Source organism: Nonomuraea sp. KM90 (assembly GCF_052246675.1).
GTDB lineage: Bacteria > Actinomycetota > Actinomycetes > Streptosporangiales > Streptosporangiaceae > Nonomuraea.
On sequence record NZ_JBQQCB010000122.1, the window covers coordinates 1 to 14,573 of the forward strand.

The window sequence follows — 14,573 nt, forward strand, 5'->3', positions numbered from 1 at the left end:
GCTCACCCGCCCGCTCCGGCCCGGCCGCCGTCACCGGCCGCTGACTCGCCTCTCCGTGCCGGCCATCGGTCCGTCCGTTTGGCGCGGTCCCCAATCCGGCCCCAACCGGGCCCGGACTGGGTGGCCGGGGGTGGTGGAGCTGATCGGCCCTGTGCGGAGCACCTGCGGATGCGTGCCCCGGGTGACGGGCGAGTCCCATGCCGGGGAGGTTTTCACATGTATGTGATCTTTGGGACATTCGTGTGACACGCGGTGCTTCGAATGTGGTCTGGCTCCCTCAACCCTGGAGATCGCCGTGACGCCCGCACCCCCCTCTGACGCCGAGCTCAACACCATGATCAGGACCCGGCTGGCCATGCTGGGCATAGACCTCGACCAGCTCCCCGCCGGTACGGCGGCCGATCCCGAGACGGGTGCGCCGGGTCGCGACACCGCGCTCGCCTCCCTGCGTTCGTTCATGCGCGGCACGGTCACGCCGCTCGCCGCCTACCGACTCCCCCCGCCCGAGGGGACCGGCGCACCGGCCGACCCGGCGCTGTCCCAGCAGCGCGCTCCGATGATGTACCCGTCCATCAGCGTGGAGTGGCGCAAGTGAGCCCCCGCAGGCACCAGCACCCCCACCCCCTCCCGCTCGACCATCCCCTCCCGATCGACGCCGACGGCCCGCAGCCGCTCGACCGTACGGTGGACCGGCGCGCGTTCCTGGCCAGGGCGGCGGCGGTGAGTGCGGCGGCCGGCATCGCCGCGACCCTCCCGGCATCCGCGGCGGCCGCGGGGTCCGCGGGGTCCGCCGCGGATGGGTCAGCGGCCTCCACCGGGGCAGGCGGTCTCGTCGGGCCGGCCGGCGCGCCGGCGGGGCTTGCCGGGAAGGATCAGCCCGGCCTGGACGTGGCGAACGCCTATGCCAAACCGCGGCCGGCGGCCATGGCCGACCCCACCGAGCTCACCCTCGCCGAAGCCGCGTGGATGATCCGCAACCGCCAGATCACCCCGTTGGAGCTGGTCGAGGCCTACCTGGCCAGGATCGGCGCGTTCGAGACGACGTACCAGGCCTTCAACACCGTGCTCGCCGACGCCGCCCGCGAGGCGGCCAGGGCGGCGGGCCGGCGGCAGCGGCGCGGCCCGCTGCACGGGATGCCGCTCGCGATCAAGGACAACTACTACACGCAGGGCGTGCCCACCACGGCGAACTCGTTCCTGTTCAAGGACTTCGTGCCGGCCTTCGACGCGACGGCCGTGGCGTCGCTCAAGGCCGCGGGGGCGATCGTGCTGGGCAAGACCCAGATGGGCCCGCTCGCCACCACCCGTGCCACGACCCCGGCCGGCGTGATCACCACGGTCAACGCGTGGACGCCCACCGACCCGGGCGTCAACCCCGGTGGCTCCTCCACCGGTACGGCGACCGCCGTGGCGGCACGGCTGGCCGCCGCCGGCACCGGTACGCAGACCGGCGGCTCCATCACCGCCCCGTCCAACGCGCAGAACCTCACCGGGCTCAAGCCGACCATGGGCCGGGTGTCGTTGTACGGGATCATCCCGCTCAGCTACACGCGCGACCATCCGGGCCCGCTCGCCCGCGACGCCAAGGACGCGGCCATCATGCTCACGGCGATGGCCGGCGAGGACCCGGCCGACCCGCGCACCCAGGGCCTGCCCAAGGTGCCCGACCTGATCGGCGCCGCCACCCCCGTACACGTGGGCGGCCGGCTCCGGCTGCGCTGGAACACCCGCATCGGGGTGCTGCCCGGCTACTCCGACGGCACCTCCGAGACCGCCGCCGCGCGCCGCGCCTTCCTGTCGGCCATGGCGGCGATCCGCGGGGTGACGCTCGTCGAGGTGCCGTTCCCCGACGAGTGGGACCTGCTGACCGGCAGCGAGTTCAACAACGTCCGCCTGCCGGAGCGCAGCGAGCCGTTCATGCCGTACCTGCGGTCCGATCTGCGGGGTTTCGGGGTGTCGGTGATCGGCTGGCTCCAGGGGGCGCTGATGGGGGCCAACGAGTACGTCACGGGGCAGCGGGCCAAGCTGTTGCTGCTGGAGCGGGTGCTGGACCAGGTGTTCGACCGGTGCGACGTGGTGGTGCAGACCTCGCCGACGCCGTTCGACGCGATCGGGCTGCCGGAGATCGGGTTTCCGATCGGGTTCACCTCGGCGGGCGAGCCCATCGGCACCATCCTCGGCGGCCTGCCGTACGGGGAGGACCGGCTGCTGTCGGTCGTCGCCGCCTACCAGGCCGTCTCGGACTGGCACTGGCGCCGCCCCGCCGACCCGCCGGCCGCCCAGCTCCGCACTCCGGCCGGCCGCGGCCGGATCTCGGCGGAGGAGGCCGCCGAACAGTCCCAGTGACCGCGACTACCGGGGGAGGCCGTCGCTGAGCAGGGCACCGCGGCGGCCGACCCCCGCCCTGTCGGGGACGAGGCAGCGACAGGCCTCGCGCCACCCACCTGGCCGGGTGGCGCCCCCGACCGGCTTCCCATCGGGGATCTGCCCGGGGACGTGCGGCGACCGGCCTCCCACCGCCCGACCGGTTCCGGACGGCGCCCCCACCGCCCGGCCCGGTCGGGTGGCGCATCGACCGCCCGGGCCGGCCGGATGGTGGCTGGCTCGCGCGGTCGGGAGTCCGCTCGCGCCGTAGGAGAGCCCGCCGCCGTGGGAGAGCCCGCGCGTCACCAGTCCCGGTCGGCGATCAACGTCTCCACGTCCGCCTCCCCGAACCCGTACGCCGACGCCACGAACCAGAAATCCTCGGCGATCACCTCGCGCGCGACGGTCTCGATCTCGCTGCCGGCCGCCACGAAGTCCTCGTCCAGCGCGTTGAACTCCTCCGTCGCCACCGCCGTGAGCGCGTACAGGGCCGCCAGGTCGGCGGGCCGCTCGGCCTCGATCCGCTCGCACAGCCGTAACAGGATCGCCTTGCCCTTGTCCACGACGTGATCGGGGAAATAGCCGTCGGCATACATGCCCCGCAGAAAGGCATGGTCCACTACCTGCTGATTCGTGGGCGGCACCGCGCTGTCCCTTCCCCGTCGACGATCTGGCAGGTCGATCCTGCACCGCGCCACCGACAAAAACCCGATCACGCCCCCGCGTCGAGGCGGATGAAGGTGGCGCCGTCGGAGACCGCCCGCGCGCCGAGTACGTGCCCGTCGCACATCCTCGTCTCCGTCCCCGCCCGGTCGATGACCTTCCACGTCACCGGCTCCGGACACGGCAGGCCCGGCCGGTCGTACTTCCAGGTGCGGCCGCACACCCGGCAGGTGGAGACGCCGGCGCGGGAGTCGAGGGTGTTGCCGTGCTCGGGGCAGACGCTCCACGGCAGGCCGCACGGCTGGGCCTGGGCGGCGGCCACGTCCGCGGCCGCGCGCCGCAGGTCCTCGGCGCCGCGGGCCAGCCAGTTCGCGGCGTGCCGCCCCGCGGCGAGGAGGTCGCGTTCCGGTGATCCGTTGGCGGCGCCGTCGCAGAGCGCCCGGACCTCGGCGGTGAGCGCCTCGGCACGGCTCGCGAGGGCGCGCAGTTGCGCGGGAGTGACGGTCATGAAGGCTCCGTTGAGGCCGATGTGGTCGTGACCGGGGAACCGGTTGCTGATCTGGACCCTACGTCGTGGCCGCCCAGGTCGTACGGACACGACTGAGGGCAATATTCCTCCTTGCCGGAGGTCCCGCCGACACCGTTGGTCCGGTGAGGAGCCGTACCTGTGCCTGACAACGCCCTGGTGCGCCGCCCGCGGCCGGCCCGGCCCGCGCCTGGTCGTGCTGGACGCCCGGCGGTCCCCGGCTCGGCCGCCGCCGTACCATCCGGAGGCCGACGTCCTCGTCCCGCTGGACAGCGTCACCCCCACGCTTGACCTTCCTGTCCTGGGCATCGCCGTCGCGATCTGCCTGTGGCGGCTCTACTCCGACGTGGTGGCGCTCGCGGCCGAGCACCGGCTCGTCCGTACGGGCGGCGCGGAACGGGTGGGGACGGTCGTGGCGGCCTACGCGTACGGGCACGTGCTGTTCGGCAACCGCCTGCACGCCACCGTGAGCTTCCGCGCGGCCTGACCGGGCGCGCAAGGCGAGGTCAGCGGCCGGCGATGACGAGCACGATCAGCACCGCCGCGATCAGCGGCAGCGGCAGGCCGGTGAACGGCGTCGCCAGCACCGCGACCGTGCCCGCCAGGTAGGCGGCCCGCACCCGGGCACGCGGGCGATGCGGCCGCACGTGCACCAGCCACAGGCTGGCCAGGAAGACGGCCACCGGCACGGCGACCGCCGCCCCCGCCCCGAGGGCGCCGACGTGCGCCCGGTTGCTGTCGTAGTCGACGTTCACCGCCAGGCCCGCGCCGATGGCGGCGGCGGAGGAGAAGACGAAGTAGTGGCCGTAACCCCAGGCGAAGGCGGTCTTGCCCGAGGCCAGCAGCCTGTGCGCGGGGCGGGCGAAGTACAGCCACCACATGGCGAAGACGATGACCATGCCGCTGAAGGCCACCGACAGCAGCGCCGCCGTGTTGATCTGCCGCTCCAGCCCGGCCTGGACGGCGACGGTGGCGGCGAGGATGGACTCGCCGAGGACGATGATCGTGAACAGGCCGTAGCGCTCGGCGATGTGATGCGGGTGCCAGGCGGTGGTGCGCACCCGTTCCGCCCAGACGGGCACCGCCAGGTCGGCCACCGCCAGGACGCCGAACGAGACCAGCTCCAGCTCGTCGGGGAGGACCAGCCGCACGACCCAGCCGAGCTGGACCAGGGTGATGCCCAGCGCGTACCGGAGCGCGGGCGATCGCCCTTCGGGATGCCCGTGGGCGGCGCGCAGCCAGAGCGGTACGAGGGCCATGCGCATGACGACGTAGCCGAGGGTGACCAGCCCGAAGTGCCGGTCCTGGAAGGCCGCCGGGACCCCGGCGGCGAGGATGAGCACCCCGGCCATCTGCGCGAAGATCAGCAACCGGTACGCCGCGTCGTCGGTGTCGTAGGCGGAGGCGAACCAGGTGAAGTTCATCCACGCCCACCAGATCGCGAAGAACACCATGGCGTACCCGAGCACGCCGCTGCCCGCGTGCCCCTCCGCCAGCGCGTGGTGGAAGGCCGCGGCCGCCTGCGCCACCGCGACAACGAAGCACAGGTCGGACAGGAGCTCCAGCGGGGTGGCGACGCGGTGGGACTCGCCGGGGTCCCGCCCGGCCATCCTGCGCCACAACGGCCTGCGGCCACCGCCGTCATGCGAATCGGCCATGATCCTCCCTTACCCCCGCCCCGGCCCCCCTGCTCGTCGGTGTCAAAGTGGGAAAAGTAAGTGCAGTTGTCCGGCGGGGTGCTTGACCGGATTCGCCGGCGATCTCCATGAGGTGGCACGGGGACGGTGATTTCACCGATGCCGGACGGGCGGGGAGAGGAGACGATCTGAGGTGGCCGGTCGGGCCCGGCCCGGAAGGAGCTCGCGCCATGACGCCATTCCCCAGCACGGCCGCGGCACTGCTCGCGGTGACGCTGCTGCTCACCCCCGCGGCGGCCGCCGCAAAGGACGGGACGGCCGCCGTCCCGGCCCCGGTCGCGGTGCCCCAGGTCGAGGGGCCGCTGCCGGGAGCCCCGCCGGGTGACCCGGCCTCGCCGGACGTGGCCGAGACCTACCCGTGGCTGGCCACCGACGCCGACCTGGCCTCTCTCGGCTACGTCGAGCAGGAGTTCCACCTGTCGGGGAACGCCGACGCCTACAGCGCGACGGGGCAGCTGCTCGCCTCGGACGTGCCGTACCGGACCCGGGTCCTGGTGCGCCGCCCGGCGAGCCCCGCCAGGTTCAACGGCACCGTCCTGGCCGAATGGCAGAACGTCACCGCCGGATACGACCTGGACGCGTTGTGGAGCACCGAGCAGATCACCCGGGCGGGGTACGCCTGGGTGGGCGTCTCCGCCCAGCGGGTCGGCGTGAACCAGCTACGCCAGTGGAGCCCCGCCAGGTACGGCGACCTCGACGTCACCGGCGGCGGTCAGTTCATGACCGACCAGCTCTCCTACGACATCTTCTCCCAGGCCGCCAAGGCGCTGCGGACACCGCCCGCCGGGGCCGCGCCGCTCGGCCGGCTGCGCCCCCGTACCGTCCTGGCCATCGGCGCCTCGCAGTCCGCCGGCCGGCTCACCGTCTACTACGACGCCGTGCTGCCCCAGATCGAGAGCGTCTTCGATGGCTTCGCGCAGATCGTCGGCAACGCCCCCACCCGGGCCGGCGCCGAGCCGGTCTTCCAGGTGTTGTCCGAGACCGACGTGCGCACCCCCGTGCGGCCCCCCGACACCGAGCGGTTCCGGCGCTGGGAGGTGGCCGGCAGCGCCCATTCCGGCTGGCACGGCTACCGCAGCCGGGTGCCGCTGCTCGCCCGCGACCTCGGCCAGGCCCCCACGTACACGTGCGCCCGCCCGCCGTTCAGCCGCGTCCCGCTGCACCACGTCATAGCCGCCGCCTACGACCACCTGACCCGCTGGGCCGAGCGCGGCGTCGCGCCGCCCACCGCGCCGCCGCTGGAGTTCGCCCCCGACGGCACCAAGGCCCGCGACGAGCTGGGCCTGGCCCGCGGCGGCATCCGGCTCTCGCAGGTCGCGGCGCCCACCGCGCTGAACACCGGCGACAACTCCGGCGAGACCTTCTGCGTGCTCTTCGGCACCCACATCCCCTTCGACCAGGCGCGACTGGACGAGCTGTACCCCTCCCACGGCCGCTACGTCGCCGCCGTGGCCCGCGCCGACGCCCACAACCTCAAGGCGGGCTACCTGCTCCCGGCCGACGCCAGGCAGAACCTCCTCGACGCCGCCCGCCCCGGATCATGACCCCTTAGGAGACGCCGTCGCGCTCGATGGGGCACGTCATGCAGTGCGCGCCCCCTCGGCCCTTGCCGAGCTCGAAGCCCTCGATCTCGATGACCTCCACGCCGTGCTCGCGCAGCTTGCGGTTGGTGAACTGGTTCTTGTGGTAGCCGACGACCACCCCCGGGGCCAGGGCGAAGAAGTTGTTGCCGGAGTCCCACTGCTCGCGGGCCTGCTGGTAGTCGTCGCCGCCGGTCGGGATGACCTCCAGCCGGCTCAGGCCGAGCGCCTCCTCCAGGGCGGTGACGAAGCCGGCGTCGCGGTGCACCTCCAGCGTGCCCGGCTTGTCGCCGGGGCGCAGCGAGTAGGTGGTGGCGGTCTCCAGGAACGGCGGGTAGGCGGTGGCCTTGTCGACGTCGAGCAGGGTGAACACGGTGTCGAGGTGCATGTACGAGCGGCGCTTCGGGATGTTGACGGCGATCACCCGCTCGGCGGCGCCGGCGGCGAACAACGACAGCGCGACGTGCTCGACCGTGCGGGCGTTGGTGCGCTCGGACAGGCCGATGGCGACCGTCCTGTTGCCGATGGGCATCATGTCGCCGCCCTCCATGGCGGCGGTGCCGTAGTCCTCCTCGTCGAAGCGCGCGTCCTCCCCGGCGGCGGGGTACCAGAAGGCGAAGTCCTCGTAGGCGAACATCGGGTGGTGGTGGTAGATCGTGGACTGGTTCATGGTCTCCAGCAGGCGGGCATGGAAGAACATCGGGTTGAGCGAGACCCCGCCGTACAGCCAGGCCGACGGGTCACGCTGGTAGAGGGTGTTGGGCAGCGGCGGCAGGATGAAGTCGCCGGGCGTGGCCGAGGCGGCGACCAGGGACCTGTCGTCCAGGGCGGCGATGCCGTACTCCCGCTTGCTGAGCCCGCCGATGAGGTGGGTGGCGAGCTTGTCGCCGCTCCAGCCGGAGAGCGTCTCGCGTACGGTGTCGACCAGGGCGGGCCCCACGGTCAGGTGGGTGACCGCCTGCTCGACCGCGTGCTGCCTGGCCGCGAAGCCGGAGTCCAGCGCCTCGGCCAGCAACTGCTGGTGGTGGAAGACCTCGATGCCGCGCTCGCGCATCATGGCCACGAACGCGTCGTGCTCGCGTTGCGCCTGCTCGACCCAGAGGATGTCGTCGAACAGCAGCCGGTCGTTGTTGTCGGGTGTGAGCCGCTTCATGCTCAGCTCGGGCCGGTGCACGATGACCTTGCGCAGTGTGCCGACCTCGGAGTGCACGCCGTACGACATGGAAGCCTCCTAGATGGTGATGAACCCGGTGACCAGGCCGATGACGCCGAGGACGGCGCCCACGGCGACCACGGCGAACAGGACGAGCTCGGCGGGGGAGAAGACGCGCCTGCCGTGCTCGCGGCGGGTCAGCGCGAACAGGATCGTGCCGGGGGCGTAGATGACGCACGACAGCAGCAGGAACTCCAGCCCGGCGGCGAAGATGAGGAACGCCGTGTAGATCACGGCCAGCGTGGCCACCAGGATCTGCCTGCCGGTGCCGCCGAGCCTGAGCGCGTACCCGGCGGCCAGCAGATAGGGCACCAGCGACAGCGCGCTGGTCAGCTTGAGCGTGAAGGAGAAGGCGTCGTCGGAGAACAGCGTGATCGCCAGCACGGCGGTGATGAGCGCGCTGGTCATCACCAGGGCGGCCACCGGGGTGCCGTGCCGGTTCTCGCGCCGCAGGAAGGCCGGCATGTCGTCGTCCTTGGCCGCCACGAACAGCACCTCGGCCGCCATCAGCGTCCAGGCCAGGTACGCGCCCAGCACCGAGACGATGAGCCCGACGCTGATCAGCACGGCCCCCCAGGTGCCGACGACGGATTCGAGCACCCCGGCCATGGACGGCTGGCGCAGCCCCTCCATGCGGGCCTTGGGCAGGGCGGCGTACGACAGGAGCGTGACCGAGGCGAACAGCGCCAGCACGCCCAGGAAGCCGAGCACGGTCGCCCGGCCGACGTCCTCGCGCCGGCGCGCGTACCGGGAGTAGACGCTGGCCCCCTCGACGCCGAGGAACACGAACACCGTCACCAGCATCGTGGCCTTGACCTGGTCGAACAGCCGCCCGTCGCCCCACAGGTTCGCGGTGAAGACGCCGGACCGGAAGGCGACGGCGAGGATCACCACGAACAGCAGGATCGGCAGGACCTTGGCCACGGTCACGATCTTGTTGATCGCGGCGGCCTCCTTGACCCCCCGCATGATCATGAGGTGGAAGGCCCACACGCACACCATGGACACCAGGACCGCCAGGAGCGTGTTCCCCTCGCCGAAACCGGGGATGACGGCCCCCAGCGTGGACTTGATCAGCACCCAGTACGAGACGTTGCCGACGCAGGCGCTGGCCCAGTAGCCGAAGGCGGAGAAGAAGCCGGGGAACTCGCCGAACCCGGCCTTGGCGTAGGCGTAGACGCCGGCGTTCAGGTCCGGCTTGCGCACGGCGAGCGTCTGGAAGACGAGGGCGAGCATCAGCATGCCGGCCCCCGCGACCACCCAGGCGACGACCGCGCCGAACACGCCGGTGGCCTGGGCGAAGTTGCGCGGCAGGGAGAACACGCCGGCGCCGACCATCGAGCCGACGACCATGGCCGTCAGGGTCGGCAGTGACAATCCCTGGGCGGCCTGCCTGGTGTCAGTGGTGCTGCTCATGGGTGACCTCCGACGCGGCGACCCGCTCGATCCTGAAACCGGTGAACCCGTACAGCACGCTCAGCAGCGGGCTGAAGATGTTGAAGAAGCAGAACGGCAGGTAGGCCAGCGTGGAGACGCCGAGCACCGCGCTCATGAAGGCGCCGCAGGAGTTCCACGGCACCAGGGGCGAGGTCACCGTGCCGCTGTCGGCGGTCAGTCGCGACAGGTTGGCCGGCGCCAGGCCGCGCCGGGCGAACTCGGCCCGGTAGACGCGCGCCGGCAGCACCAGCGCGATGTACTGGTCACCGGCGATGACGTTGAGCCCGAACGCCGACGCGAACACCGTCAGGAACAGCCGTCCGGTGCCCCTGGCCGAGCGCACCATCGGCGCGATGAGCCGGTTGATCAGCCCGAACTCCTCCAGAACGGTGCCGAACGTGACCGCGCCGATGATCAGCCACAGCGTCGTCAGCATGCTCTCCATGCCGCCGCGCGACAGCAGCGCGTCGACGTCGGCGATGCCGGTGTTCTTGTCGAACCCGGTGGCCATGGCCTGCCATACCGCCTTGACTCCGCCCAGGACGCCGCCCTGGCCCGCGAATTCGGCCACCACCGCGGGCTGCGTGAACGGGCCGAGTAGGCCCGCGAAGAGGGTCGAGGCCACCAGGGCCAGCGTGGCGGGGGTCTTGCGGATCGACAGCACCACCAGCAGCAGCGGCAGCAGGTTCAGCGGGGTGATCCAGAAGATGTCGCCCAGCGCCTTGAGGTCGACGGCGGTCTCGCCCTCCTGCGCCGGCGACGGTCCACGGCCGAGGCCGAGCAGCAGGAACAGCACGAACCCGAGCACGAAGGCGGGCACCGAGGTCCACGCCTGCCGCTTGATGTGCTGGTAGAGGTCCACCTTGACGAGCTGGGCGGTCAGCACGGTGGTCTCCGACAGCGGGGACAGCTTGTCGCCCAGGTAGGCGCCGGAGATCACGGCACCCGCCGTGATGGCCGGCGAGACGCCGAGCATGATGGCAATGCCGACCAGCCCCACCCCGATGGTGCCCGCGGTGGTCCACGAGCTGCCGATCGACATCGCGATGAGGCCGCAGATCAGCGCGGAGGCCGCGTAGTACCAGCCCGGCGAGAGGACCTGGATGCCGTAGTAGACCAGGGTGGGAATGGTGCCCGACATGTTCCAGACGCCGATGAGGGCGCCGACCGCCAGCAGGATGAACATCGCGCTGGTGATCGAGGACAGGGCGCGCTGCCCGCTGGCCTGGACGTCCTCCCAGGGATGACCGTTCTTCAGCACCACCAGGGCGGCCACCAGCGCGCACAGCACCAGCGCGACCTGGATCGGCCCGTTCAGCGCGTCCAACCCGAACAGCGCCAGCGCGCCGCCGATCAGCACGACCAGGGTGGCCATCGGGATCAGCGCATCGATCAGCGACGGCTCGCGTCTGCGGTCGTTCGCCATGATCTCTCACCAGTCGGAGTGGCACGCAGCCCGGCTACCTGCGATTACTCCACCATTCCCCCATGAGGCAGGCGAACGTGCGACGAACCTATGGCTTTGCCGATATCGCCGCAAGAATGCTTTTACCGTCCCCCGCGGAGTTCCTGCGGCAGGTGGTACGGCTGCGCCTCAGGCGGCGGCAGTTGGGGCGCATTTGACGCCGTGACGGGATGGCCCTGCCCCCCACCGGGGCAGCCCGACCCTTGACTGCCAGGCGACGGCCGGCCCCAGGGACGGCGTCGCGAACAAGCAGGAACCGGGGGTACCCGCAATGCGGACAACCATCATCAGCTCAGCCCTCGCCGCCGCCGTGGGCGTCACGGCCCTGTTCGGCGTGTCGGCCGGCGCCGCGCAGGCCGACACGCGGGTCCAGACGCAGGTGACCCAGTCCATACCGGTGCCGGATGACGACGACGACTGACAGACGCGGGCTGAGGCCCGGGAGCGGCGGCGGCCCGCGGGCTGCCGCTTCTGGATCATGAAGATTCGGGCCTTACCGGGCGGACCGAGTCGCGGACGACGATGTGGGTGCCGAGCATGACGTGCTGGGCCGGGTTGCCTGACCTGCCGCGTTCGAGGGCCAGGCGTACGGCGGTGCGGCCCAGCTCCTCGTGCGGCACGTGCACGGTGGTGAGGTCGATGTCGGCCGAGGGCGGCAGGTCGTCGAAGCCGACCATGGAGACGTCGTCGGGCACGCGCAGCCCGTGCTCGCGCAGCGCCTGGCGGGCGCCGGCGGCGATGAGGTCGTTGCCGGCGAAGACGGCGGTGAAGTCGCGGGGGCCGGCCGCGAGGCGCTCGCGGATCATGCGGTGGCCCTCGTCGCGCTCCATCGTGCCCTCGACCTCCAGGCCGGGGTCGTGGGACACGTGGAAGTCGGCCAATGCCCTGCGGTAGCCGGCGATGCGGCTGTCGGGGGTGGTGTAGCCGTCACGGCGGCCGAGGAAGAGGATGCGGCGGTGGCCGGCCGAGAGCACGTGGCTGGTGATGGCGTAGGCGCCGCCGGTGTTGTCGTACTCGACGACGAGGGCGGGCACGTCGGGGCCGAGCGCGGGGCGGCCGCACAGGACGAGCCGCGAGCCGGCCCCTGCCAGGGCGCGGGCGTATTCGGCCATGCGCTCGCGGTAGGCCTCGTCGGCGACGACGTTGCCGACGAGGATCACGCACTCGGCGTGCTCCTGGCGCATGAGCTGGACGGTGGCGAGCTCGCGCTCCGGGTCGCCGCCCGTGGTGCCGACGATGCACAGCTTGCCCTCGAGCGCGGCCTGCGTCTGCACGCCCTGCGCGACGTGGGCGTAGTGGGGCGAGACGACGGAGTTGACCACGATGGCGACGCTGCGGCTGCTCGCCCCGGCCAGGCCGCGGGCGTTGGCGTTGGCCACGTAGTCGAGCTCGCGGACCGCCTTCATCACCTTGCCGCGGGTGGCGGGCGCGCTGGGGTAGGTGCCGGACAGGATCCGGGAGACCGTGGCCACGGACACACCCGCGTGCGCCGCCACGTCGCGGATCGTCGTCGGCCTGGGCCCCTCCTCGCCGGACGCCGGACGCCGGACCATCTCACCTCCACGTGGCGCTGAAACCTGCGCTGAAACTTGCTGGTAAACCGCTTACGCGTGATGGTTCCCGCTGGTCGTCGCGGTGTCAAATCACCGCTCCCACCCCGATGTTAAAACGCTTACAGCAGCTGTTCTAGGATTGCGGTCATGCCACTGAGCCTTCCCGCCCCCGACGTACGACTGTCCGGACACACCGGCTGGACCCGGGCACATTGGGAGGCCATGGCGGATCACCTGCTGGACTCCGTGGTGCCGTACGCGTCGGACGGTTTCGCCCAGTTCCGCCTGCCCGGCAGGGCCAGCAGGTCGGGGCCGGTGAGTGACGGCTTGGAGGGCTTCGCCCGCACGTTCCTGCTCGCGGCCTTCCGGATCGCCGGCGCGGGCGGTCAGGTGCCGCCGGAGCTGCTGGAGCGGTACGCGAGCGGCCTGGCCGCCGGGACCGACCCGGCGCACCCGTACGCCTGGCCGGCCCTGGCCGACATGTCGCAGCAGCTCGTCGAGGCCGCCTCGGTGGCGCTGGCGCTGCACGAGACCCGCCCGTGGCTGTTCGACCGGCTGCCGCCCGCCGTGCGGGAGCGGGTGGTGGAGTGGCTGGCCGGGTTCGTCGGGCGGCGCACGCCGGACAACAACTGGGTGCTGTTCCGGGTGATCGTCGAACAGTTCCTGGCCGAGGTGGGCGGGCCGTACTCGCCCGGGGAGATCGCCGGCGGGCTGGAGCGGATCGAGGAGTGGTACGCCGGTGACGGCTGGTACTCCGACGGCAAGGGGAAGAACTTCGACTACTACTGCGGCTGGGCCCTGCACCTCTACCCGTCGCTGTGGGCGCGGATGTCCGGCGACATCGTCCGGCAGGAGCTCTACGCGGCCCGGCTGCACCGATTCCTCGACCAGTACCAGCACTTCTTCGCCGCCGACGGCGGGCCCGTGCACCAGGGGCGCTCGCTGACCTACCGGTTCGCGACGGTGGCGCCGCTGTGGCTCGGCGCCCTGACCGGGGCCTCCCCGCTCCCGCCCGGCCGGACCCGCCGCATCGCCAGCGGCGTCCTGCGCCACTTCGCCGAGCGGGGCGCGCCGGACGAGCGCGGCCTGCTCACCCTCGGCTGGTACGACCCCTTCCTGCCGGTCACGCAGGACTACTCGGGACCGGCGTCGCCGTACTGGGCCAGCAAGGCGTTCCTCGGCCTGCTCCTGCCGCCGGCCCATCCCGTCTGGACCGAACCCGAGCAGGCGGCCCCGGTGGACCTGGCCGACCAGACCGTGACCATGGCCGCCCCCGGCTGGCTGCTGCACGCCACCCGGGCGGACGGCGTCGTGCGGCTGGTCAACCACGGCAGCGACCGGGACCGCGTCCGGCACCCGGACGGTGTGCCCGACCCGCACTACCTCAAGTACGCCTACACCAGCCACACGGGGCCCGAACTGGGGACCGCCAAGGGCGTGGACAACCACCTGGCCGTCATCGCACCCGACAGGACCCCCTCGCTCCGGCGGCGCATCGAACCCCTGGCCGTCTCGGACCGCTTCGCCGCCTCGGCCTACCAGGACGGCCCCGTCCGCGTGGTGACGGCCTCGGTCGTGGACGGCGCGGCGGAGATCCGGATCCACCGCGTCACCGCCCCCGCCGGCCACCAGGTGCGCGACGGCGGCCACGCCCTGGCCGCCGCACTCCCGCTCGCCCTGAGCGAGGAGGGCGACCTGGCGCTGGCCCGCCGCCCGGACGGGCTCACCACCGCGGTGCGCGCCCTGCACGGCTACACGGGCACCGGCCTGGTCACGGGCGCGGGCACCAACGCCTACGGCCCGCATTCCGCCACCCCCTACGCGATCGCTCAGGCCCACCCGGGAGGCGTCGCCCTGTACGTCACCCTGGTGTGGCTGGCGGGCCCGGGCACGGACCCTCCCGCCCCGGCCGTCCACGTCGAGGGCGACGCCCTGGTCCGGCTGACGCTGCCCAGCGGCGACACGGCCACGGTCCACCTCCACGACACCCCCACTTGTACGTTGAGCAGATAAAGCGCTTACACCGACTCGTCAGCAGTCTTTGGCGGCTCTGATCCTGCTCAAGACGGTCAATT

Annotated in this window: 13 protein-coding genes; 6 read left to right on the plus strand and 7 right to left on the minus strand. The window is 72.2% G+C overall.

What is annotated here, in order from left to right:
• Positions 1–295: 295 nt before the first annotated feature.
• Positions 296–595 carry a hypothetical protein gene (locus tag ACTWPW_RS52290; protein WP_375116064.1) on the plus strand — a complete coding sequence of 100 codons (300 nt, stop codon included), beginning with the start codon at positions 296–298 and terminating at the stop codon, positions 593–595.
• On the plus strand, positions 592–2,346 hold the full coding sequence (locus ACTWPW_RS52295; protein WP_443173331.1) for an amidase: 1,755 nt from the start codon (positions 592–594) through the stop codon (positions 2,344–2,346). The genes ACTWPW_RS52290 and ACTWPW_RS52295 overlap by 4 nt, the downstream gene beginning before the upstream one ends.
• Before the next feature lie 320 nt (positions 2,347–2,666).
• Here ACTWPW_RS52295 and ACTWPW_RS52300 read toward each other — a convergent pair whose 3' ends face one another.
• On the minus strand, positions 2,667–2,984 hold the full coding sequence (locus ACTWPW_RS52300; RefSeq protein ID WP_375116066.1) for a DUF5713 family protein: 318 nt from the start codon (positions 2,982–2,984) through the stop codon (positions 2,667–2,669).
• A 92-nt stretch (positions 2,985–3,076) separates the two neighbouring features.
• Positions 3,077–3,535 (minus strand): hypothetical protein, encoded by a 459-nt coding sequence (locus tag ACTWPW_RS52305; RefSeq protein ID WP_443173332.1) that lies wholly within the window; start codon positions 3,533–3,535, stop codon positions 3,077–3,079.
• A 214-nt stretch (positions 3,536–3,749) separates the two neighbouring features.
• Between ACTWPW_RS52305 and ACTWPW_RS52310 the strand changes: the two genes are divergently transcribed.
• On the plus strand, positions 3,750–4,040 hold the full coding sequence (locus tag ACTWPW_RS52310) for a hypothetical protein (protein ID WP_443173333.1): 291 nt from the start codon (positions 3,750–3,752) through the stop codon (positions 4,038–4,040).
• A gap of 19 nt (positions 4,041–4,059) precedes the next feature.
• On the opposite strand, the gene ACTWPW_RS52315 is transcribed toward ACTWPW_RS52310, so the two are convergent.
• Entirely contained in the window at positions 4,060–5,211 is a 1,152-nt protein-coding gene (locus tag ACTWPW_RS52315) for a low temperature requirement protein A (protein WP_443173334.1), read from the minus strand.
• 209 nt (positions 5,212–5,420) lie between these two features.
• Here ACTWPW_RS52315 and ACTWPW_RS52320 point away from each other — a divergent pair, with 209 nt between their 5' ends.
• Entirely contained in the window at positions 5,421–6,794 is a 1,374-nt protein-coding gene (locus ACTWPW_RS52320) for an alpha/beta hydrolase domain-containing protein (protein ID WP_443173335.1), read from the plus strand.
• A 4-nt stretch (positions 6,795–6,798) separates the two neighbouring features.
• Here the strand turns inward: ACTWPW_RS52320 and ACTWPW_RS52325 are convergent, their stop codons facing one another.
• From ACTWPW_RS52325 to nhaC, 3 genes are read right to left on the minus strand one after another with little or no spacing between them, the layout of a single operon-like run.
• A complete protein-coding gene (locus ACTWPW_RS52325) occupies positions 6,799–8,052 on the minus strand; it encodes an arginine deiminase (RefSeq protein WP_375116071.1) in 1,254 nt (417 codons plus the stop codon).
• Positions 8,053–8,061: 9 nt separating this feature from the next.
• Positions 8,062–9,459 (minus strand): basic amino acid/polyamine antiporter, encoded by a 1,398-nt coding sequence (locus tag ACTWPW_RS52330; protein WP_443173336.1) that lies wholly within the window; start codon positions 9,457–9,459, stop codon positions 8,062–8,064.
• Positions 9,443–10,906, minus strand: a complete 1,464-nt coding sequence (nhaC, locus tag ACTWPW_RS52335) for a Na+/H+ antiporter NhaC (RefSeq protein WP_443173337.1) — start codon at positions 10,904–10,906, stop codon at positions 9,443–9,445. Before nhaC ends, ACTWPW_RS52330 begins: the two co-directional genes overlap by 17 nt.
• Before the next feature lie 310 nt (positions 10,907–11,216).
• Between nhaC and ACTWPW_RS52340 the strand changes: the two genes are divergently transcribed.
• Complete coding sequence (locus tag ACTWPW_RS52340; RefSeq protein ID WP_443173338.1) at positions 11,217–11,366, plus strand: hypothetical protein; 150 nt, start codon at positions 11,217–11,219, stop codon at positions 11,364–11,366.
• 55 nt (positions 11,367–11,421) lie between these two features.
• Here ACTWPW_RS52340 and ACTWPW_RS52345 read toward each other — a convergent pair whose 3' ends face one another.
• Entirely contained in the window at positions 11,422–12,498 is a 1,077-nt protein-coding gene (locus ACTWPW_RS52345; protein WP_443173339.1) for a LacI family DNA-binding transcriptional regulator, read from the minus strand.
• 147 nt (positions 12,499–12,645) lie between these two features.
• Here ACTWPW_RS52345 and ACTWPW_RS52350 point away from each other — a divergent pair, with 147 nt between their 5' ends.
• Positions 12,646–14,511: a DUF2264 domain-containing protein gene (locus ACTWPW_RS52350; protein WP_443173340.1), complete on the plus strand. Its 1,866-nt coding sequence runs from the start codon at positions 12,646–12,648 to the stop codon at positions 14,509–14,511.
• The last annotated feature ends 62 nt before the right edge of the window (positions 14,512–14,573 follow it).

What these genes read in the sequence shown, in the direction of transcription:
- ACTWPW_RS52325 (WP_375116071.1), bottom strand. Translation starts at nt 8,052, where the DNA reads ATGTCGTACGGCGTGCACTCCGAGGTCGGCACACTGCGCAAGGTCATC.
- ACTWPW_RS52320 (WP_443173335.1), top strand. Translation starts at nt 5,421, where the DNA reads ATGACGCCATTCCCCAGCACGGCCGCGGCACTGCTCGCGGTGACGCTG.
- ACTWPW_RS52350 (WP_443173340.1), top strand. Translation starts at nt 12,646, where the DNA reads ATGCCACTGAGCCTTCCCGCCCCCGACGTACGACTGTCCGGACACACC.
- nhaC (WP_443173337.1), bottom strand. Translation starts at nt 10,906, where the DNA reads ATGGCGAACGACCGCAGACGCGAGCCGTCGCTGATCGATGCGCTGATC.
- ACTWPW_RS52340 (WP_443173338.1), top strand. Translation starts at nt 11,217, where the DNA reads ATGCGGACAACCATCATCAGCTCAGCCCTCGCCGCCGCCGTGGGCGTC.
- ACTWPW_RS52315 (WP_443173334.1), bottom strand. Translation starts at nt 5,211, where the DNA reads ATGGCCGATTCGCATGACGGCGGTGGCCGCAGGCCGTTGTGGCGCAGG.
- ACTWPW_RS52345 (WP_443173339.1), bottom strand. Translation starts at nt 12,498, where the DNA reads ATGGTCCGGCGTCCGGCGTCCGGCGAGGAGGGGCCCAGGCCGACGACG.
- ACTWPW_RS52330 (WP_443173336.1), bottom strand. Translation starts at nt 9,459, where the DNA reads ATGAGCAGCACCACTGACACCAGGCAGGCCGCCCAGGGATTGTCACTG.
- ACTWPW_RS52305 (WP_443173332.1), bottom strand. Translation starts at nt 3,535, where the DNA reads ATGACCGTCACTCCCGCGCAACTGCGCGCCCTCGCGAGCCGTGCCGAG.